Raw genomic sequence first — 18,853 nt, 5'->3', positions numbered from 1 at the left:
GGTGGTTAAGCGCTTACCAGATGATGACGCGCTGTTCCGGCGCAACATACATCTTGTCGCCCGGCTTCACGCCGAAGGCTTCGTAGAAGCCCGGCTGGTTGACCATGGTGCCGTTGGCGCGGAACTGGCCCGGCGAGTGCGGGTCGGTCTTGATCAGCACGATCTGCTGCTTGTCGCGCGTCTTGCTGCGCCATACCTGGGCAAAGCCCATGTAGAAGCGCTGGTCGCCCGTCAGGCCGTCGATGACCGGCGCCTGCTTGCCGCCCAGCGACAGCTTGTAGGCCTTGTAGGCGATCGCCACGCCGCTGTTGTCGGCGATGTTCTCGCCCAGCGTCAGCGAACCGTTGACGTTGTAGCCTTCGATCGGGCTGTAGCCGTCGTACTGCCTGGTCAGCGCGTCGGCCTTGGCCTTGAAGTTGGCGCGGTCTTCCTTGCTCCACCAGTCGCGCAGATTGCCGTCGCCGTCGGACTGGCTGCCCTTGTCGTCGAAGCCGTGGCTGATTTCGTGGCCGATCACCGCGCCGATGGCGCCATAGTTGACGGCGTCGTCGGCCTTGGCGTCAAAGAACGGCGGCTGCAGGATGGCGGCCGGGAACACGATCTCGTTCATCGACGGGTTGTAGTAGGCGTTGATGGTCTGCGGCGTCATGCCCCACTCTTCGCGGTCGATCGGCTTGCCCAGCTTGTTGATCATGCGCTGGTAGCCGAACGCCGAGGCGCGCAGCACGTTGCCCGCCAGGTCGCCGCGGACGATGGCCAGCGACGAGTAGTCGCGCCATTTGTTCGGGTAGCCGATCTTCGGCGTGAACTTGGCCAGCTTGGCTTGCGCTTCCTTCTTGGTTTCCGGGCTCATCCAGTCCAGCGTGTCGATGCTGGTCTTGTACGAGGCCAGCAGGTTCTTCACCAGCTCTTCCATGCGGGCCTTGCGCTCCGGCGGGAAGTACTGGCCCACGTACAGCTTGCCCAGCACTTCGCCCAGGCTGCCTTCGACCAGGCTCACCGCCGATTTCCAGCGCGGCGGCTTGACCTCGATACCGGTCAGCACGGTGCTGTAGAAATCGAAGCTGGCATCGGCGAAATCTTTCGACAGATATGGCGCGGCGCGGCGCAGCAGCTGCCATTCGAAGTAGGATTTCCAGGTCGCCAGGTCGGTCTTTTCCAGCTGGGCGTTGAAGCCGGCCAGGTAGCTCGGCTGGTTGACGATCACGTAGTCGACCTTGCTGGCCACGCCGGCCGCGGCCAGCGCGTGCTGCCAGTCATAGCCCGGTGCCAGCGCGGACAGCTTGGCGATCTCGGTCTTGTTGTAGCGCTTGACCGGGTCGCGGTTCTCGACCTTGGTCCACTGCGCCTCGGCCAGCGCGGTTTCCAGCGCGACGATGGCCTTGGCGCTGGCGGCGGCGTGCTTGTCGCCGCCCAGCGCCAGGATTTTGGCCACATGCGCCTCGTACTTGGCCAGCGTGTCGACCATCTTGGCGTCGTCTTTTTTCAGGTAGTAGTCGCGGTCCGGCAGGCCCAGGCCGCTTTGCGAAATGCCGACCGCGTACCTGGTCGATTCGCGCGCATCCTGGCTGACGTAAACGCCGTACGGCGTGCTCACGCCGAGTTCGCTCAAGTGGGCGATCAGCATCGGGAAGGCTTTCTTGTCCTTGATCGCGCGGATGCGGTTGAGTTCGCCCGCCAGCGGCTTGGCGCCCAGCGTCTCCAGCTTTTTCTCGTCCATGAAGCTGGCGTACAGGTCGCCGATCTTTTGCGCATCGCTGCCGGCCTTGCGGGCTTTATCGGCCTCGGCCGTTTCGATGATGCCGCGCAGTTGCGGCAGCACGTCGTCGCGCAGCTTGGCGAAGGTGCCCCAGCTGGATTTGTCTTCCGGGATTTGCGTGACCTTGAGCCACTCGCCGTTCAGGTGGCGATAGAAATCGTCTTGCGGACGCACGCTGGCGTCGATGTATTGGGTGTCGATGCCGGAGACCGGGGCAGGATCGGCGGCGCCGGCGTAGGCGGTCATCAGGCTCAAAGCAAGCGTGCTCAGCAAGTATCGTTTCACTACAGTTCCCTTGTGGTTAAAACTTCATTTCGTATTTGACGCTCCAGACGACGTACGTCTGGTTGGTCGTATCGGCCAATTGTGCCAGGCCACGGGCGGTCACGATATTACTACCGAGGGCGTCTTCCGCCATCAGATTATTCGCAGAAATGCGGATTTGATGGCGCGCATCGAACTTCCACAGGCCGTAGGCGTCGAACGAGCGCTTGCGGCTGGTGTACACCACCTGCTCGGCGCTGCTCTGGATGATGGTCTGCGGCGTCCAGTTGAGGCTGGCGCCCAGCGTCAGCGGCACCGGCTTCAGGCGGTAGTCCAGGCCGACGTTGGCGGTCTGCTTCGGTTGCGCGTCGAGGCGGTTGTTGGGGCCGGGGATGCCGTCCACGCTGGACCAGAAGCGGCTGTAGTTGGAGCGGAAGTCGATCGCCGGGCCGTCCGCCATCAATTCCTGCAGCTGGAACTTGGCCTCCAGCTCGATGCCCTTGGTGCGCGCGTGGCCGATATTGCCCGGGGTCGACACCCAGCGCTGGCCGGTCGGCGTGTCCTGCAAGGTCAGCTCGCGGCGGATCAAGTCCTTGATGTCGCGGATGAAGCCGCCGGCAGTGATGATGCCGCTGCGGCCGAGGTAGTGTTCGTAGGCGAAGTCCAGGCCGGTCGCCAGTTCGGGCTTCAGGTCGGGATTGCCGGTGCGGTCGGGACGGGTGGCGCTGTTCAGGCGCGACAGCGCCGGCAGCGCGATCAAGTCCTGGATGTTGGCGGCCTTGTAGCTCTTGGTCAGGCTGGCGCGGATCTGGTCCTTGTCATGCCCGGGGATGCGGTAGACGCCGTGCAGCAGCGGGCTCAGCACGCTGCTGGTATTGCTGATGTCCTGGCCGGCGCGGGTGCTGGTGGTGCGTATGCCTTCCCAGCGCAGGCCGGCGTAGCCGGACCACTGCTGGCTGATGTCCCACTCGTCCTGCGCGAACACGGCCAGGCGGCGGGTGTCGGCGGTCAGGTCGTTGCCGGAATCGCCGAACTGCGACACGCCATCCTTGTCCAGCGAGGTCTTGGTCTCGGCGCGGTGGCCCAGCTCGATATCCCAGCCGGCCGCCAGCGCGTGTTCCTTGCCGATCGGCGTGGTGTACTTGCCGCCGGTGCTGGCGCTGCGGTCGCGCACGGTGGAATCGTCGGTGTAGCGCTGCAGCAGCTTGCCGCTGTTGTCGTACTGATAGCGCAGCGAATCGCTGTCGCTGTGGCCGCTGCCGAAGCCGAACTTGACGTCCAGCTTGGCCGCGCCCTGCAGCTTGTGCACCCAGTTGCCGAAGCCGCGCAGAAAGGTCGATTCCGAGTGGGTGCCGGTCAGCGCCAGGTTGTACTCGGGCGCTTGCAGCAGCGCGGCCGGCACCAGGCCGGCGTTCTGCGTCAGGTCGCTGCGGCCATCGCCGTCGCTGCGGTTGACCATCAGGAAGGGCTGGAAGTTCAGCGTATCGCCATTGTCGAACTTGTACGACAGGCGCGGCGTCAGGTGGATGCCGCGCGAGCTGCGTTTGGTCTCGTCGAGAACGTTCTGGTCCTTGACCACCACGCCGTCGCTGCGGGTGTCGCGGTTGAGGGTTTCGGTCTGGTCGTGCTGGCGGTTTTCGAAGACCGAGCCGGTCAGCAGCCAGGTCAGGCTGCCGGTCTTGCCCGGCACCGTCAGCGACAGATTGGGCGCGTGGCGGCCCTGCTCGATGCTGTCGGTGAACTTGAGCTGGTTATCTTTCTGCTGGTAGCCGTCGCGCAGGATGATGTTGATGGTGCCGGCGATGGCGCGCGTGCTGTGCTCGGCGATCGGGCCGCGCATCACTTCGACGCGTTCGACCTGGTCGGGCGCCAGCGACTCCATCGAAAAGCCGGCCGGCGGCCGTTCGCCGTTCAGCAGCACCTGGGTGTAGCCGCTGCCCATGCCGCGCATGCGGACATCGCCGCCGCGGCCCGGACGGCCGCCGATGGTGACGCCCGGCAGGCGCTTGAGAACATCGCCGAGGTTGCTGTCGCCGTTGCGGTCCAGCTCCTCGCGGCCATAGACCTGCTTGCCCGCCACCGAGTTGCGGCGCTCGTCCATGTCGGCGGCGCGGCCGCCGCTGATGGTCACCTGGGGAAGCGGTTTGCCGTCCGGCCCGGGGGCCGGCTTGGCGGGCGCGGTGACAGGTGCGGCATCGGTTTGTGCGTGAACTTCGGCGGCGCCCAACAGGGCCAGGCAGGCAAAGGAGATCAGTTTATTCATAGGCTGAATATTCTACCGGCAGCCCTGCCCGCAAATTGATCAGCGGGCGGTTTTTTACTTTACGATACACAGCGCCCCGCCCGGCTAAGGGCAACCCTTAACGCAGCCCGTCATTCCCGCGAAAGCGGGAATCCATACTTCGCCAGCCAGGATACTCAGCATGGGTTCCCGCCTGCGCGGGAACGACTGTTAGCCGCCGGGCAGGCTGATGCTGGCGCCGCCGGGTCCGCCGACGCTGCCGCCCATGCCGTTCTTGCGTCCGCCGCGATGCTGCTGTTCGCCGCCTTCCTGCTTGTGCGGCGCGGCGCCGTGGACGCCGCTGTCCGGCACGCGCAGCAGCTGTTCTCCGACCAGCTGCACCACGGTCTGGCGCTGCGTTTCATTCAAGGCATCGTTGACGGTCAGCCACCATTCGCGCAGCAGCTTTTCTTCGCCGGCGGCGGCAGTGGTTTCCTCGTCGACCGCCTTGGCCAGGTCGCGCAGTTCGACGCTGGCGCCCTTGGTGGCTTCCAGCGTGGCCGCCTGCAGGCGTTCGCGGCGGGCCTGGCGCTCGCGCAGCAGGTTGCGCGTCTTGCTTTCGGTCTGCTGCCACAGGATTTGCTGGTTGGCGTTGAGGTTCAGCGATTTTTTCAGCTCGGCCGCCATCGGCAGCAAGTCTTCGGCGCGCATCTCCATGACAGGCAGGGCAAACGCCGGCGACAGCGCGGCGCTCAGGGCCAATGCAGCGCTCATGCGCAGCAACGTGGAACGGAAGTTAATACGCATGTAGGCTCCATGGATAAAAAAAAGCCTGCGCTTGGGGCGCAGGCGAAAACCACTTCAGGGTAGAGAGAAATACGAGTTCAGTTTAGGTCTCGCCCCCCGCCGTTACAGGACTTCTTACAATTGCTTACGGACGTGAACGTGGGGGATACACTGAGTACAAAACAGCAAACTTGACGCTTCGCAAGCGGGCGCTGGCGTGCTTTAAAAGTCAACGGCAAGCGTTGTAAATTCTCGTAAAGGTATAAATCATTTCGCGACGGCTACTACGTTTGCCAGGAATCAGGTTTATACTCAACTCAAGCACGTTGCGGCGGGAAATCCCACAGGCGGCGGCTATCGGCAACAGCTTCGATAGGTGAAACATGGGCAAGAAACTAAAAAATTCCGGACTGATCGGCTTGGGTGTCGTGGCCGGTGTCGCGATCTCGCTGCAGTTTTCCGCCATGGCGCAAAAGCCGGTGGACCCGCCGCTGCCGCTGGAAGAACTGCGACAGCTGGCCGACGTGTTCGGCCTGATCAAATCCGACTACGTCGAAAAAGTCGAAGACAAGAAGTTGCTGACCGAAGCGATCTCCGGCATGGTGGCCTCGCTGGACCCGCACTCCGCCTACCTGGACAAGAAAGCCTACGCCGAACTGCGCGAAGGTTCGCAGGGCAAGTTCGTCGGCCTCGGCATCGAGATCGGCCAGAGCGAGGATGGCTACATCAAGATCGTCGCGCCGATCGAGGATTCGCCGGCCTGGCGCGCCGGCATCAAGGCGGGCGACCTGATCTCCCGGCTGGACAACACGCCGGTCAAGGGCCTGAGCCTGGACGAGTCGGTCAAGAAGATGCGCGGCGAGCCGCACACCAAGGTCAGCATGACCATCCTGCGCAAGGGCGAGGCCGAGCCGCTGGTGTTCAACATCACGCGCGAGGAAATCCACCAGAAGAGCGTCAAGGGCAAGATCGTCGAGCCTGGTTACGCCTGGGTCCGCATCTCGCAGTTCCAGGAACCGACCGTCGATGACCTGGCCGCCAAGATTATCGAACTGTACAAACAGGATCCGAACATCAAGGGCCTGGTGCTGGACCTGCGCAACGACCCGGGCGGCGTGCTGCAAGGCGCGATCGGCGTGGCGGCGGCCTTCCTGCCCAAGGATGCGGCCATCGTCTCGACCAACGGCCAGCTGCCGGATTCCAAGCAGATCTTCTACGGCCGTCCCGAATACTACGCGCTGCGCAACGACAGCGACGCGCTGGCCAAGCTGCCGGCCGCGCTCAAGCAGGTGCCGATGGCGGTGCTGGTCAACACCGGTTCGGCCTCGGCCTCGGAGATCGTCGCCGGCGCGCTGCAGGATTACAAGCGGGCCGACATCATCGGCACCCAGACCTTCGGCAAGGGCTCGGTGCAGACCATCCGCCAGCTGACCGCCGACACCGCCGTCAAGCTGACCACGGCGCGCTACTACACGCCGAACGGCCGCTCGATCCAGGCCAAGGGCATCGTGCCCGACCTGGCGGTGGATGAAAACGCCGACGGCGACGGCCTGAACGCGCTGCGCACCCGCGAAGCCGACCTCGACAAACACCTGACGAACGACCGCGACCAGGAAATCGCCAAGAGCAAGCGCGACGAGCTGGAAGAGCAGCTGCGCATCGTGGCGCTGGAGAAGAAACGCAAGCCGCTGGAATACGGCAGCGCCGACGATTTCCAGCTGGCGCAGGCGCTGAACCACCTGAAAGGCTTGCCGGTCCAGCTGGCCAAGCCGGAAACCACGGTGGTGCAGACCGAAGCCGCGCTCGGCGGTATCAAGAAGGATCTGGCCAAGAAATAAAAATTGGGGGTCAAGTCTGACATTTGGACACGGGCTCTACCGTAGATCGCTTTACGGTAGAGCCCGTGTCCAAATGTCAGACTTGACCCCATTTTTTTAACGGCGCCTCAAGGGCGCCGCTTTTATTTTCGCCTAACGTGCAGCCATTGTGTAGAATTTGCCTCATTATTGGCGTGAGCCATTGCTAAATTTGAAAGTTTAAACATGAAACAAGCTGTCATCAGCGGTACCGGCCTCTTTACGCCAGCCCAGTCGATCTCCAATGAAGAGCTGGTGGAATGCTTCAACGCCTACGCCGAACAGTTCAACGCCGACAACGCCGCCGCCATCGCGGAAGGCACGGTCACGGCGCTGGAGATGTCCAGCGTGGCCTTCATCGAAAAAGCGTCCGGCATCAAGTCGCGCTATGTGATGGAAAAGACCGGCATCCTGGACCCGGCGCGCATGGTGTCGCGCATTCCCGAGCGCGCGGACGAGGAACTGTCGCTGCAGGCCGAGATCTGCGTGGCGGCCGCCCGCCAGGCGCTGGACCGCGCCGGCCGCGTGGCGGCCGATATCGATATGGTGCTGGTGGCCTGCTCGAATATGCAGCGCGGCTATCCGGCGATGGCGGTGGAAGTGCAAGGCGCGCTGGGCATCGAAGGCTATGGCTTCGACATGAACGTGGCCTGCTCGTCGGCCACCTTCGGCATCCAGCAGGCGGTGGCGGCGGTGCAGAGCGGCCAGGCGCGCGCGGTGCTGGTGCTCAATCCTGAAATCACCAGCGGCCATTTGAACTGGCGCGACCGCGACAGCCACTTCATCTTCGGTGACGCCTGCACGGCGATGGTGATCGAAGCGGCCGACACGGCCAAGGGCTCGCACCGCTGGGAAATCGTCGAGACCAAGCTGAAGACCAGCTTCTCCAACAACATCCGCAACAACTTCGGCTTCCTGAACCGCTTCGACGAAGCGGGCATCGGCCAGCCGGACAAGCTGTTCCGCCAGCAGGGCCGCAAGGTGTTCAAGGACGTGTGCCCGATGGCCGCCGAGATGATCAAGAACACCATCACCGGCGCCGGGCTGGAAGTGCCGCAGGTAAGCCGCTACTGGCTGCACCAGGCCAACCTGAACATGAATCTGCTGATCAGCCGCATGGTGCTGGGCCGCGACGCCGAGCCGGGCGAAGCGCCGGTGATCCTGGACACCTACGCCAACACCTCGTCGGCCGGTTCGGTGATCGCCTTCCACAAGCACTCGGACGACATGGCCCCGGGCCAGCTGGGCGTGATCTGCTCCTTCGGCGCCGGTTACTCGATCGGCTGCGTGGTGGTGCGCCGGATTTAAGCGACGCAGGCTTCCAGCTCCCGCTCGACGGCCGCGAAAGCGGCCGTTGTCGCTTCCGGGCCGAAGGCGGTGGCCTGGACGGAAACGAAGTTGAGGTTTTTCAGGCCTATCGTCGGCAGGATGGCACGCAGATAGGGTTCGAGGAAGTCAGGCTGGCGGGCGCGCTCGCCGGTACGGTAGCCGCCGGAGCTGACGGCGATGTACACCGGACGATCCTCCAGCGTGCCGATCTTGCCTTCCGGCGTGGCGTTGAAGGTGACGCCTATGCGTACCACGTGGTCCAGCCACGCCTTCAACACCGACGGCACCGTGAAGTTGTGCATCGGCGTGGCGATCACCACGCAATCGGCGTCGCGCAGCTCGGCGATCAGCCGGTCCGACAGAGCCAGCGACGACAGGCCGCGCGCCGCAGCCGCCGATACGCGGTCACGCGTGCCGCCCAGGGCCGCCGCATACTCGCCGTCGATATGCGGCAGCGGCTCGGCCCACAGATCGCGCGTGACGATTTGCGCGGCAGGGTGCTGCGACAACAGCCGGTCCATCACGCGCTGGGACAGGCGATAACTCACCGACTGCTGCCCGCGCGCGCTGCAAGTGATGTGCAGGATCTTCATGCCGCACCCGCTTTCAGGAATTTACCGAAGCGCATGGCGCCCGTCAGCAAGCCCTGACGGAAGTAGAAGCGCTGCGCCAGCGCGTTCGCCATCCCGGTGTCGAGCACCAGCTTGACGCATGCCGCCTGCTCCGCATACACGGTCAGATGCTCCAGCAGCCGTGCGCCCCAGCCCTGGCCGCGCGTTTTCTCGCCCGCCACCAGGTCGTCCACGTACAGGAATTTGCCGTACACCAGATTCTCCTCCAGGCGATAACCGGCCAAGGCCACCACTTCGCCCCCCTCCCACGCGGCCAGGATGCGATAACCCTGCTGCCCCATGCGCGTGACGCGGGCGACGAAATCGTCCTCGGTTTCCAGGTGCGGGCGCAGCTGCTTCATCACCGGGTAGCAGGCGCGCAGCTGGTCCGCCGTCTCTACATCCTTCAGTTTGTCGTTCATGGCTGATCCTTTCAAAACATCATCTTATGAGCGCAATGGCATAATCTCCAGAGCCATAAAACGACATCCCAACTAGGCCATGAAAAACCAGCCAGATTTCCTCCATCTCGACACCGCAGCCGCCGAACCGCTGTACCGGCAGATCTACACCCGCTTCCGCAGCGCCATCTCGGAAGGCCTGCTGCTGCCGGAGGCCCGCATCCCATCGGCCCGTGCGCTGGCGCTGGAGCTGGGACTGGCGCGCGGCACGGTGGAAGCGGCCTACTCGCTGCTGGCCGCCGAAGGCTATGTCGAAACACGCGGCCAGGCCGGTACCATCGTGACCCCGGCGCTGGCCCGCCACGCCGCAGCAACACCCGCACGCACACCGCGCACCCGCGCCAGTCCGACGACATCGGCAGCGTCGGCGATGCCCACCCCGCTGAACCGCCCCTTCCAAATGGGCCTGCCTGCGCTGGACGCCTTCCCGCGCAAGGTGTGGGCGCGACTGGCGGCGCGCGCGATCCGCGCCACGCAAGCCGATGACATGGCCTACCCTCCCTTCGCCGGCCAGGCACCGCTGCGCACCGCCATCGCCACCTACCTGCAACTGTCACGCGGCATCGACTGTACGCCATCGCAGGTGTTCATCACCTCCGGCTACCGCAACACGCTGGAGCTGGTGACACGCGCCCTGCTGCAGCCGGGCGACGGCGTCTGGGTGGAGGACCCCGGCTTCCCGCCGACGAGCGAGCTGCTGAAACAGGCCGGCATGAAACTGGCCCCGGTGGCGGTGGACGCAGACGGATTGGTGGTGTCGCACGGCGTGGCCACCGCGCCGCGCGCCAGGGCCGCCATCGTCACGCCCGCGCATCAAAGCCCGCTGTGCGTCGCGCTGTCGCTGCCGCGCCGCCTGGCGCTGCTGGATTGGGCCAGACAGGCCGACGCCTGGATCGTGGAAGACGACTACGACGGCGAATACCGCTACGCCAGCCGCCCGCTGCCTGCGCTGCAAAGCCTGGACCGCGACGGCCGCGTGCTGTACGCCGGCACCTTCAGCAAGGTGCTGTTCCCGGCGGTGCGGCTGGCCTACCTGGTGGTGCCGCCGGCGCAGGTGGCGCGCTTCGAACAGATAAGCCAGACCTACGCCGCCAGCGGCCCGGCGCTGATGCAAACCATCGTCAGCGACTTCATGAACGAAGGCCACTTCGCCCGCCACATCCAGCGCATGCGCCGCCTGTACGCCGAGCGCCGCCAGATCGCCGCCGAAGGACTGGCCGCGGTGCTGGGCAAACACCTGCGCATCGATCCGCAGCCGGGCGGCATGCATCTGGTGCTGCGCATGAAGGGCCGCCACACCGACCGCGCACTGGCCGAGCGCATGCGGCAGGACGGCATGGCCGCGCTGGCGCTGTCCGAGCGCAGCGTGCTGCCGCATGCGGCGTCGGCGCTGCTGCTGGCCTTCACCAACATCGACACCCCGCAGCGGGCGCGGGAACTCGGCAAACGGATACTCAGGCTGATGTAAACATGGCCTAGTCCAATAGCCCATTCTTGGCTCTTCACGACTAGGCCATGCATCAGCAGAATACGCTCATTCGCAATCAATCAAGGAAACGCCATGAGCAAGCGCCTCGAAGTATTCAAGCACGCCCCTGAAGCCTACAAGGGCTTCGCCGCCGTCAAGAGCTATGTACAAACCTGCGACCTGCCGTCCGAGCTGGTGGAGCTGGTCTACCTGCGCGTGTCGCAGATCAATGGCTGCGCCTACTGCATCGATATGCACACCCGCGACCTGCTGAACCAGGGCGTCAAGATCGACAAGGTGGCGCTGGTGCCGGTGTGGGAGGAAGCGGCCGCGCTGTTCAGCGAGAAGGAGCGTGCCGCCCTGGCCTGGGCCGAAAGCGTGACCCGCGTGGCCCAGACCAATGTGCCGGACAGCGACTATCAAAAGGCGATCGCCGTCTTCAGCGAAAAGGAACTGGCCGACCTGACCGTGGCCGTGTCGCTGATGAACGCCTTCAACCGCTTCGGCGTCAGCATGCGCATGGCGCCGGCGGCCCTGGCCTACTGATCCGACGATCCGTACGGGGCGCGATTGTGCTACGCTAGGGCTCACCCACCCTAGCGCAGGAGCCCCGCACGCATGCCCCACAATATCAGCCTGATTACCACCATCGCTGCCGCACTGGGCTTCGGCCTTTTGTTCGGCTATCTCGCAACGCGCCTTAAACTGCCGGCGTTGGTGGGCTATCTGGCTGCGGGCATCATCATCGGCCCCGCCACGCCGGGCTTCGTGGCCGATACGGCGCTGGCCGGGCAACTGGCCGAAATCGGCGTGATGCTGATGATGTTCGGCGTCGGCCTGCACTTCTCTCTCGATGATTTATGGGCCGTCCGGCGCGTCGCGCTGCCGGGCGCCGTGCTGCAAATTGCAGTCGCCACCGCGCTGGGCATGGTGCTGGCGCACTTCTGGGGCTGGAGCACAGGCGGTGGACTGGTATTCGGCCTGGCGCTGTCGGTGGCCAGCACGGTGGTGCTGCTGCGGGCGCTGGAGGAACGCGGAATTCTCGACAGCTTCAACGGCCGCATCGCGGTCGGCTGGCTGGTGGTGGAAGACCTGGTGACGGTGCTGGTGCTGGTGCTGCTGCCTGCGCTGGCAGGCTCGCTGGGCGGCACATACAGCGAAAGCCATGGCGTTACCGGCATGGGCGAAGCCAACCTGTGGACCACGCTGGCCATCACGCTGGGCCAGGTCGGCGCCTTCATCGCGCTGATGCTGGTGGTCGGCCGCAAGCTGTTCCCCTGGATCCTGTGGCAGGTGGCGCGCACCGGTTCGCGCGAGCTGTTCACGCTGTGCGTAATCGCCGCCGCCGTCGGCATCGCCTACGCGTCGACCCACTACTTCGGCGTGTCGTTCGCGCTGGGTGCCTTCTTCGCCGGCATGGTGCTGCGCGAATCCGAACTGGCGCACCGCGCCGCCGAGGAATCGCTGCCGCTGCGCGACGCGTTCGCGGTGCTGTTCTTCGTCTCGGTCGGCATGCTGTTCGAGCCGGCGATACTGATCGAGCAGCCGCTCAAGCTGCTGGCCGTGGTCGCGATCATCGTGGTCGGCAAATCGGTGGCGGCCTTCCTGCTGGTGCTGCTGCTGCGCTATCCGGCCAAGACCGCGCTGATGGTCTCGGCCAGCCTGGCGCAGATCGGCGAGTTCTCCTTCATCCTGGCGGCGCTGGGCCTGTCCCTGGGCCTGATGCCGGCCGAAGGCCAAAGCCTGATACTGGCCGGCGCGATCATCTCGATTGCGCTGAACCCGGTCGTGTTCCGCGTCACCAAGCCGCTGGAACGCTGGATGGGACGGAACGCATCGCTGGCGGCCAAGTTCGAACGCACGGCCGATCCGCTGGCGGAGCTGCCGACATCGGTGCCACAGGAGCATCTGGCCGGCCAGGTGGTGCTGGTCGGTTATGGCCGCGTGGGACGGCGCATCGCCGCCGCGCTCACCGAACGCGGCATCCCCTTCGTGGTGGCGGAACAGAACCGCGAGCTGGTGGACCAGCTGCGCAAGGACGGCACGCATGCGGTGGCCGGCAATGCGGGCGAACCGGCGGTGCTGATCCAGGCCCACATCGCGCGCGCCGCGATGCTGGTGATCGCCACACCGGACACCTTCCACGTGCGGACCATGATCGAAACCGCGCGCGCGCTCAACCCCAACATCAAGACCGTAGTGCGCACGCACAGCGACGAGGAAGCGGAACTGCTGCGCGGCGAACGCGCGGGCGAAGTCTTCATCGGCGAGCAGGAACTGGCGAAGGGCATGACGGAGTTCGTGCTGGCCAACCTGGCAAAAGGCGGAGGCCATCATAGTCACTAGGCGCGCGCTGATGCGCTGTGCGGTGGCGCTGCCGGCATCGCTGCTACTCCCGGGTGCGGGGGCATCGCCGGCACGCGTGCAGCTGGACTTTCACAGCGCCTTCCTGATGAACATGCATCACTTCCTGTACAACCTGGGCGTGCATCCGGAACTGCTGGAAAAAACCGGCTGGACGGCCACGCCCACCGCCGACGAAATGGCGACGTTGCGCGGCGCCGTCGCCTGGTACCACGACAACTACGCCAAGCGCGATCTGCTGTTCGACGAGCAGATGACAGCCATCAAAACCGCGCTGAGCGTGGCCGACACGCGGCGCGACGCCAGCGGTCTGGCCCTGCCGCCGCAGCTGGCGTCCACGTTGAACAGTGTCGCGCCGATCTATGCGCGCTGCCTCTGGGCGCAGCACGACGCCAGCAACCGTCAGTGGATCGCCGAAGCGAAGCGGCTGGATGAGCGCTACGGCGCTGAAGTCCAGGAAGGCATTGCGCGCCATCTGCAAACGCCCTTCCCATCGACACCGATCCGCATCGACATCGTGGTGGAAACCGGCAAGCGCCAGGGCGGCTACACGGACACGCAAACAGTCATCCCCGGCGGTCGCCCCAGTTATCAGGGACTCGCTGCATTGGAGATGACGTATCACGAGATTTCGCACATCGCATCGACGGAGAAGCTCGAAGAGATGATCGACGCCCGCCTCAAGGCGACGCATCGCTCGGCCGATTCGGACCTGTGGCACGCGGTGCAGTTCTACACCGTAGGCGCCGTGGTGAAAGCAGTACTCAAACGGCGCGACGGTATCGACTACGAACCCTACGCCGACAAGGGCGGCCTGTTCAAAGGCTACTGGTCGCCATTCGCGCCGATCATCGCCAGCGAGTGGCAACCCTATATGAACGGCAAGCAGACATTCGAACAGGCAGTCGTTCGCATGGTGGATCGACTGCCTGCCGCATAGCCTGTAGCTTACAGGCTGACAGCCAGCTCCGCGCCTTCCTTGATGGCGCGCTTGGCGTCCAGCTCCGCCGCCAGTGCGGCGCCGCCGATCTTGTGGAAGCGCGGCCAGGCTGCGTTGGCTTTGACTTCCTCTTCCGACGGCATCAACTCGGTCAGGCTGTCCTGGCCCGCGCAGACCACCACGTTATCCACCGACAGCAGTCGCTGCTCGCCGGCGATGGTCACGTGCAGGCCCTGGTCGTCGATGCGGTCGTACTGCACGCCCGCCAGCATCACCACGCCGTTGCGCGCCAGGACCGCGCGGTGCACCCAGCCCGAGGTCTTGCCCAGGCCCGCGCCCAGCTTGGAGGTCTTGCGCTGCAGCAGATACAGCTGGCGCACCGGCTCCGGCGTCTCCACCGTCGTCAGGCCGCCAGGCGCGTCACCCTTCATGTCCACGCCCCATTCCTTGGCCCAGACATCCAGCGCCAGCGGCAGCGGATGCTTGGGATCGTGCAGCAGGTATTCGCCGACGTCGAAGCCGATGCCGCCCGCGCCGATGATGGCCACGCGCTTGCCCACCGGCGCCTTGTTCTGCAAAACGTCGATATACGACAGCACTTTCGGATGGTTGATGCCTTCGATCGGCGGACGGCGCACCTTGATGCCGGTGGCGACCACCACATCGTCGTAGCCCTCGGCGATCAGCTGCTCGCGCGTGACGCGCACGCCCAGCTTGACGGTGACGCCGGTCAGTTCCAGCTTGCGGCGGAAGTAGCGGATGGTCTCGGCGAATTCCTCCTTGCCCGGGATCTGCATGGCGATCTTGAACTGGCCGCCGACGCTGTCGCTGGAATCGAACAGGGTGACGTCATGGCCGCATTCGGCCGCCACCGTGGCCGCCGACAGACCGGCAGGCCCGGCGCCGACCACCGCCACGCGGCGCTTCTTCGCGGCCGGGGCGTAGACCAGCTCCGTCTCGTGGCATGCGCGCGGGTTCACCAGGCAGCTGGCGCGCTTGTTGGAGAAGGTGTGGTCCAGGCAGGCCTGGTTGCAGCCGATGCAGGTGTTGATCTCGTCGGTGCGGCCTTGCGCGGCCTTGATGACGAAGTGCGAGTCGGCCAGGAAGGGACGCGCCATCGAGATCATGTCGGCGTCGCCGCGCTGCAGGATGCCTTCCGCTTCGGCCGGCATGTTGATGCGGTTCGAGGCCACCACCGGTATCGTCACTTCGCGGCGCAGGCGTCCCGCCAGGCTGGCGAAGGCGCCGCGCGGCACCGAGGTGACGATGGTCGGCACCCGCGCCTCGTGCCAGCCGTAGCCGGAATTGAGGATGGTGGCGCCGGCGTGCTGCAGGGCCTTGGCCACCGCCACCACGTCGTCCCAGGTATTGCCGCCGTCGACCAGGTCCAGCAGCGAGTGGCGGTACATGATGATGAAGTCATTGCCCACTTCGGCGCGGATGCGTTTGACGATCTCCACCGACAGGCGCATGCGGTTCTCGATGCTGCCGCCCCAGCGGTCGGTGCGCAGGTTGGTGCGGGCGCACAGGAACTGGTTGAGCAGATAGCCTTCGCTGCCCATCACCTCGACGCCGTCGTAGCCGGCGTCGCGCGCCAGCTTGGCGCAGCGGGCGTAGTCGCGGATGGTGGCTTCGATGCCGGCCTCGGTCAGCGCGCGCGGCTTGAACGGCGAGATCGGCGATTTCTTCTCCGACGCCGACACCACGAACGGCTGGTAGCCGTAGCGGCCCGCGTGCAGGATCTGCATCAGGATCTTGCCGCCCTCCTCGTGCACCGCGCTGGTGACGCGGCGGTGGTTGATGACATCGCCCTTGAAGTTGAGCGTACCTCCAAAGGGTAGCAGCCACCCGGAGCGGTTGGGGGAGATGCCGCCGGTGACGATCAATCCCACCCCGCCGCGTGCGCGCTCGCGATAGAATGCGGCCAGTTTGCCGTAGTTGTAGAAGCGGTCCTCAAGACCGGTGTGCATGGAGCCCATGACGACGCGGTTGCGCAGCGTCGTGAAGCCAAGATCGAGGGGAGCCAGCAGGTGTGGGTATGGTGAAGTTGTCATTATGGTTCTTAGAGTCAGACGTTGGGTCAAGCACGATGATGCCCGCATTAAAACTCAATTCTCTAGACCTGGGCTTCTAAAGTCCCGGCGCCCGCCCCGCGAATTTGGCGGTCGGTGCGGTAGCGCTCTTGTATTCTGCCACCCTTTCCCTTACGCTGGAAAGATGATGCGATTCCTTCTGTTTTTGTTGTTAGGTGTAGCCGCCCCGGTGCTGGCGCAGGCACCTAAGCTTGAATTGCCCAAGCTGGAGGTGTCGGTCAACCGGGTTGAACTCGATGCGCTGCATATGTACGAAGTGGACGCCACCGGCACGGTGGCGGCGCCACTGCCGAAGGTATGGCGCATCCTGACAGGCTATGAACGCATGGCCGAATTCGTGCCCGACATGGAGTCGTGCAAGGTCTTGTCCCGTAACGGCAATGAGGTCATCGTCGAACAATTCGGCGTGGCGCGCTTCCTGTTCATGACCAAATCCATCCACCTGATCGTGCGCGCGACTGAGCAGCCGATGTCGTCGATCGACATTTCGCTGATCTCCGGCGACATGAAGCACTACGAATCGCATTGGGAATTGATACCGGTGCCCGAGACCGGCGGCACCCGGGTGGTCTACAGCGGCAAGCTGATACCGAACTTCTACGTGCCCGGCATCCTCGGCGCCAAGATGATACGCGGCGATATCGAGCGCATGATGAACGCTGTGCTGGCGCGCCTCGACCGCCGCGAAGATGCTAAATAATTTAGCTCAATAATTAAGCCAGATATGTATCGCGGTCGCGCAGCTCGGCGAAGTTTTCCAGGCTGCCGATCTTCACCAGCACCGGATTGAGACTGAGCTTGGCCTGCATCGCACGCCAGGCGAACTGCCACTCCTGCTCCTGCGCTTCGGCCGATGTCTTGGTGAAGGCCACGCCCAGGGCTGCGCGGGTGCCGTATTCGACGGCGCCGTCGATGCCGGCCCAGCTAGGCAGCGTGCGCTGCACCGCGCGATGCAGGCGCTCGCCGAATTCCTCGGTGTTGTGGATGACCAGGCAGCTGTCGGACGAAAACAGCTCGAACAGCTTGCGGTCCCAGGCCTTGGAGAGGCTCAGCGTCAGGCAGCTGTTGGCCGGGGTCAGGATGAACTGGCCCTGGGTCAGCGCCAGTTCCAGGTCTTCGCGCACGCCGTAGCGATACAGGGTCGGAGGGCGTTGGTAATCGTGCATGTTGGTACTCTATTCTTTACAAAGTTATTTGAGCGGGCGGCGCACATGGCGGTGCGAGCGCATCGCCGCCGAAGCGATGAAAATCTCCCGCAGCAGGTAGACGAAACTGCCGATCAGGGCCAGCATCGCCACCACGAACATGCCCGCGATGTACTTGTCCAACGAGATGTTGGTGATATCGCCCAGGAACAGCATCGCAATCACCAGGCAAATCAGCAGCCCGCAGGCGGTCGACAGCGTGATCGAGGCGTTGATCAGGTGCGATCTTCGGTACAGCACATCGAGTTCGTTCAGGTAGACGTCGCTGTAGCCGATATCGAGCCTGTCCTCCAGCACCCGCGAACGGTCGATGATGCGCGCCAGGCGGTTGGTCAGCACCATCAGGTTGGTGCATACGCCCGTCAACAGGAACACCGGCGCAATCGCCAGCTGGATGATATGGCCGATATCGCCGACTTGTATATTCATGGATGCGTGGAAGCTGGAATTATCGATAGTGTATCAGCCCGCGCGCCATGCGGGCCGATTCCGGGCGGGCGGCGCCCGATCTCAGACAAATCCGCGGCTACGCTTGAACTGCTCGGTGGCTCCCACCAGCGCCCGCGAAATGCCTTTTTCCATGGCGCCGTGGCCTGCGTCGGGCACCATGTTCATCACCGATCCGGGCCAGGCCTGGTGCAGGCGCCAGGCCGATACCGGCGGGCAGATGACATCGTAGCGGCCCTGCACGATCACCGCCGGCAGGTGGGCGATGCGGTCCATATTGCGCAGCAGCTGGTCCTCGCCGAAGAAGCCCAGGTTGGCCATGTAGTGCGATTCCAGCCGGCCCACGCCCAGGTCCAGCGTGTCCGACGGCGGATCTTCGGCTTGCGGCATCAGGAACACGCGGCGGCCTTCGAAGCGGCTCCAGGCGCGCACCGCCGGCCAGTGGATTGCCGGGTCGTCGCTCATGATGCGGTTCACATAAGCTTGCAGCAGGTTGCCGCGCTCCGCCTCCGGGATCGCGGCGATGAAATCGGCGTGCACCTCGGGGTGGAACCACTGGGCGCCGTGCAGGAACCAGTCCACCTCCGCCTGCGTGCACAGGAAGATGCCGCGCAGGATGAAGCCCAGGCAGCGCTCGGGATGCGCCTGGCCGTAAGCCAGCGCCAGCGTCGAACCCCAGGAACCGCCGAACACCAGCCACTGCTCGATGCCGAACATCACGCGCAGGCGCTCGATGTCCTCGACCAGCAGCTGGGTGGTGTTGGCGCGGCATTCTCCCAGCGGCAGCGACTTGCCGGCGCCGCGCTGGTCGAACAGGATCACGCGGTACTGCTCGGGATCGAAGAAGCGGCGGTGCTGCGGCGACAGGCCGGCGCCCGGGCCGCCGTGCAGGAACACCACCGGTATGCCCTGCGGATTGCCGACTTCTTCCCAGTAGATGGTGTGCAGGTCGTCAACCGCCAGCATGCCGTGGCGTGACGGCAGGACGGGCGGGAACAGGGGCGAGGTCGGGTCGAACATGGCTATCCTTTAGGCATCGATAGCAGATT

At 64.7% G+C, this 18,853-nt stretch carries 16 protein-coding genes; 7 read left to right on the top strand and 9 right to left on the bottom strand.

Annotation, left to right across the window (positions count from 1 at the left end):
- Positions 1-13 precede the first annotated feature (13 nt).
- The 3 genes from GEV02_RS10075 to GEV02_RS10065 form a co-directional block, all read right to left on the bottom strand.
- A complete protein-coding gene (locus tag GEV02_RS10075; RefSeq protein WP_152838071.1) occupies positions 14-2,005 on the bottom strand; it encodes a M13 family metallopeptidase in 1,992 nt (663 codons plus the stop codon).
- 55 nt (positions 2,006-2,060) lie between these two features.
- Positions 2,061-4,286: a TonB-dependent receptor plug domain-containing protein gene (locus GEV02_RS10070; protein ID WP_152837855.1), complete on the bottom strand. Its 2,226-nt coding sequence runs from the start codon at positions 4,284-4,286 to the stop codon at positions 2,061-2,063.
- Positions 4,287-4,475: 189 nt separating this feature from the next.
- Positions 4,476-5,051: a hypothetical protein gene (locus GEV02_RS10065; protein ID WP_152837854.1), complete on the bottom strand. Its 576-nt coding sequence runs from the start codon at positions 5,049-5,051 to the stop codon at positions 4,476-4,478.
- Positions 5,052-5,413: 362 nt separating this feature from the next.
- Here GEV02_RS10065 and GEV02_RS10060 point away from each other — a divergent pair, with 362 nt between their 5' ends.
- Together GEV02_RS10060 and GEV02_RS10055 are read left to right on the top strand one after the other, a co-directional pair.
- Entirely contained in the window at positions 5,414-6,868 is a 1,455-nt protein-coding gene (locus GEV02_RS10060) for a S41 family peptidase (protein WP_152837853.1), read from the top strand.
- A gap of 204 nt (positions 6,869-7,072) precedes the next feature.
- A complete protein-coding gene (locus tag GEV02_RS10055; protein ID WP_152837852.1) occupies positions 7,073-8,194 on the top strand; it encodes a beta-ketoacyl-ACP synthase III in 1,122 nt (373 codons plus the stop codon).
- Here the strand turns inward: GEV02_RS10055 and GEV02_RS10050 are convergent.
- Complete coding sequence (locus tag GEV02_RS10050) at positions 8,191-8,808, bottom strand: FMN-dependent NADH-azoreductase (protein WP_152837851.1); 618 nt, start codon at positions 8,806-8,808, stop codon at positions 8,191-8,193. The genes GEV02_RS10055 and GEV02_RS10050 overlap by 4 nt on opposite strands.
- Positions 8,805-9,248 (bottom strand): GNAT family N-acetyltransferase, encoded by a 444-nt coding sequence (locus tag GEV02_RS10045; RefSeq protein ID WP_152837850.1) that lies wholly within the window; start codon positions 9,246-9,248, stop codon positions 8,805-8,807. The genes GEV02_RS10050 and GEV02_RS10045 overlap by 4 nt, the downstream gene beginning before the upstream one ends.
- 79 nt (positions 9,249-9,327) lie before the next feature.
- Between GEV02_RS10045 and pdxR the strand changes: the two genes are divergently transcribed.
- The 4 genes from pdxR to GEV02_RS10025 all read left to right on the top strand — a co-directional run bounded on the left by pdxR (position 9,328) and on the right by GEV02_RS10025 (position 14,059).
- A complete protein-coding gene (pdxR, locus tag GEV02_RS10040) occupies positions 9,328-10,755 on the top strand; it encodes a MocR-like pyridoxine biosynthesis transcription factor PdxR (RefSeq protein ID WP_152837849.1) in 1,428 nt (475 codons plus the stop codon).
- A 93-nt stretch (positions 10,756-10,848) separates the two neighbouring features.
- Entirely contained in the window at positions 10,849-11,301 is a 453-nt protein-coding gene (locus tag GEV02_RS10035; protein WP_008443642.1) for a carboxymuconolactone decarboxylase family protein, read from the top strand.
- A gap of 72 nt (positions 11,302-11,373) precedes the next feature.
- Positions 11,374-13,101 carry a YbaL family putative K(+) efflux transporter gene (ybaL, locus tag GEV02_RS10030; protein WP_152837848.1) on the top strand — a complete coding sequence of 576 codons (1,728 nt, stop codon included), beginning with the start codon at positions 11,374-11,376 and terminating at the stop codon, positions 13,099-13,101.
- A gap of 10 nt (positions 13,102-13,111) precedes the next feature.
- Complete coding sequence (locus GEV02_RS10025; protein WP_152837847.1) at positions 13,112-14,059, top strand: hypothetical protein; 948 nt, start codon at positions 13,112-13,114, stop codon at positions 14,057-14,059.
- Positions 14,060-14,067: 8 nt separating this feature from the next.
- On the opposite strand, the gene GEV02_RS10020 is transcribed toward GEV02_RS10025, so the two are convergent.
- Positions 14,068-16,113: an NADPH-dependent 2,4-dienoyl-CoA reductase gene (locus GEV02_RS10020; protein WP_152837846.1), complete on the bottom strand. Its 2,046-nt coding sequence runs from the start codon at positions 16,111-16,113 to the stop codon at positions 14,068-14,070.
- 166 nt (positions 16,114-16,279) lie between these two features.
- On the opposite strand from GEV02_RS10020, the gene GEV02_RS10015 reads away from it, so the two are divergent.
- Positions 16,280-16,852: an SRPBCC family protein gene (locus tag GEV02_RS10015; RefSeq protein ID WP_152838070.1), complete on the top strand. Its 573-nt coding sequence runs from the start codon at positions 16,280-16,282 to the stop codon at positions 16,850-16,852.
- A 13-nt stretch (positions 16,853-16,865) separates the two neighbouring features.
- Here GEV02_RS10015 and GEV02_RS10010 read toward each other — a convergent pair whose 3' ends face one another.
- The 3 genes from GEV02_RS10010 to pip all read right to left on the bottom strand — a co-directional run bounded on the left by GEV02_RS10010 (position 16,866) and on the right by pip (position 18,824).
- Positions 16,866-17,318, bottom strand: coding sequence for a hypothetical protein (locus GEV02_RS10010; protein WP_152837845.1), 453 nt, complete (start codon positions 17,316-17,318; stop codon positions 16,866-16,868).
- A gap of 24 nt (positions 17,319-17,342) precedes the next feature.
- Positions 17,343-17,786, bottom strand: a complete 444-nt coding sequence (locus GEV02_RS10005) for a DUF2721 domain-containing protein (protein ID WP_070268240.1) — start codon at positions 17,784-17,786, stop codon at positions 17,343-17,345.
- A gap of 81 nt (positions 17,787-17,867) precedes the next feature.
- On the bottom strand, positions 17,868-18,824 hold the full coding sequence (pip, locus tag GEV02_RS10000; RefSeq protein ID WP_152837844.1) for a prolyl aminopeptidase: 957 nt from the start codon (positions 18,822-18,824) through the stop codon (positions 17,868-17,870).
- Positions 18,825-18,853: the final 29 nt, after the last annotated feature.

Origin of the sequence: Rugamonas aquatica (assembly GCF_009380215.1) — a bacterium.
Classification (GTDB): Bacteria; Pseudomonadota; Gammaproteobacteria; order Burkholderiales; family Burkholderiaceae_D; genus Rugamonas; species Rugamonas aquatica_B.
This window is presented reverse-complemented; position numbering and strand designations above follow the sequence as displayed.

Coding starts and splice junctions, on each gene's coding strand:
- GEV02_RS10005 (WP_070268240.1), bottom strand. CDS start 17,786: ATGAATATACAAGTCGGCGATATCGGCCATATCATCCAGCTGGCGATT.
- pdxR (WP_152837849.1), top strand. CDS start 9,328: ATGAAAAACCAGCCAGATTTCCTCCATCTCGACACCGCAGCCGCCGAA.
- GEV02_RS10075 (WP_152838071.1), bottom strand. CDS start 2,005: ATGACCGCCTACGCCGGCGCCGCCGATCCTGCCCCGGTCTCCGGCATC.
- GEV02_RS10015 (WP_152838070.1), top strand. CDS start 16,280: ATGCGATTCCTTCTGTTTTTGTTGTTAGGTGTAGCCGCCCCGGTGCTG.
- GEV02_RS10035 (WP_008443642.1), top strand. CDS start 10,849: ATGAGCAAGCGCCTCGAAGTATTCAAGCACGCCCCTGAAGCCTACAAG.
- GEV02_RS10045 (WP_152837850.1), bottom strand. CDS start 9,248: ATGAACGACAAACTGAAGGATGTAGAGACGGCGGACCAGCTGCGCGCC.
- ybaL (WP_152837848.1), top strand. CDS start 11,374: ATGCCCCACAATATCAGCCTGATTACCACCATCGCTGCCGCACTGGGC.
- GEV02_RS10050 (WP_152837851.1), bottom strand. CDS start 8,808: ATGAAGATCCTGCACATCACTTGCAGCGCGCGCGGGCAGCAGTCGGTG.
- GEV02_RS10025 (WP_152837847.1), top strand. CDS start 13,112: ATGCGCTGTGCGGTGGCGCTGCCGGCATCGCTGCTACTCCCGGGTGCG.
- GEV02_RS10010 (WP_152837845.1), bottom strand. CDS start 17,318: ATGCACGATTACCAACGCCCTCCGACCCTGTATCGCTACGGCGTGCGC.
- pip (WP_152837844.1), bottom strand. CDS start 18,824: ATGTTCGACCCGACCTCGCCCCTGTTCCCGCCCGTCCTGCCGTCACGC.
- GEV02_RS10055 (WP_152837852.1), top strand. CDS start 7,073: ATGAAACAAGCTGTCATCAGCGGTACCGGCCTCTTTACGCCAGCCCAG.
- GEV02_RS10070 (WP_152837855.1), bottom strand. CDS start 4,286: ATGAATAAACTGATCTCCTTTGCCTGCCTGGCCCTGTTGGGCGCCGCC.
- GEV02_RS10065 (WP_152837854.1), bottom strand. CDS start 5,051: ATGCGTATTAACTTCCGTTCCACGTTGCTGCGCATGAGCGCTGCATTG.
- GEV02_RS10060 (WP_152837853.1), top strand. CDS start 5,414: ATGGGCAAGAAACTAAAAAATTCCGGACTGATCGGCTTGGGTGTCGTG.
- GEV02_RS10020 (WP_152837846.1), bottom strand. CDS start 16,113: ATGACAACTTCACCATACCCACACCTGCTGGCTCCCCTCGATCTTGGC.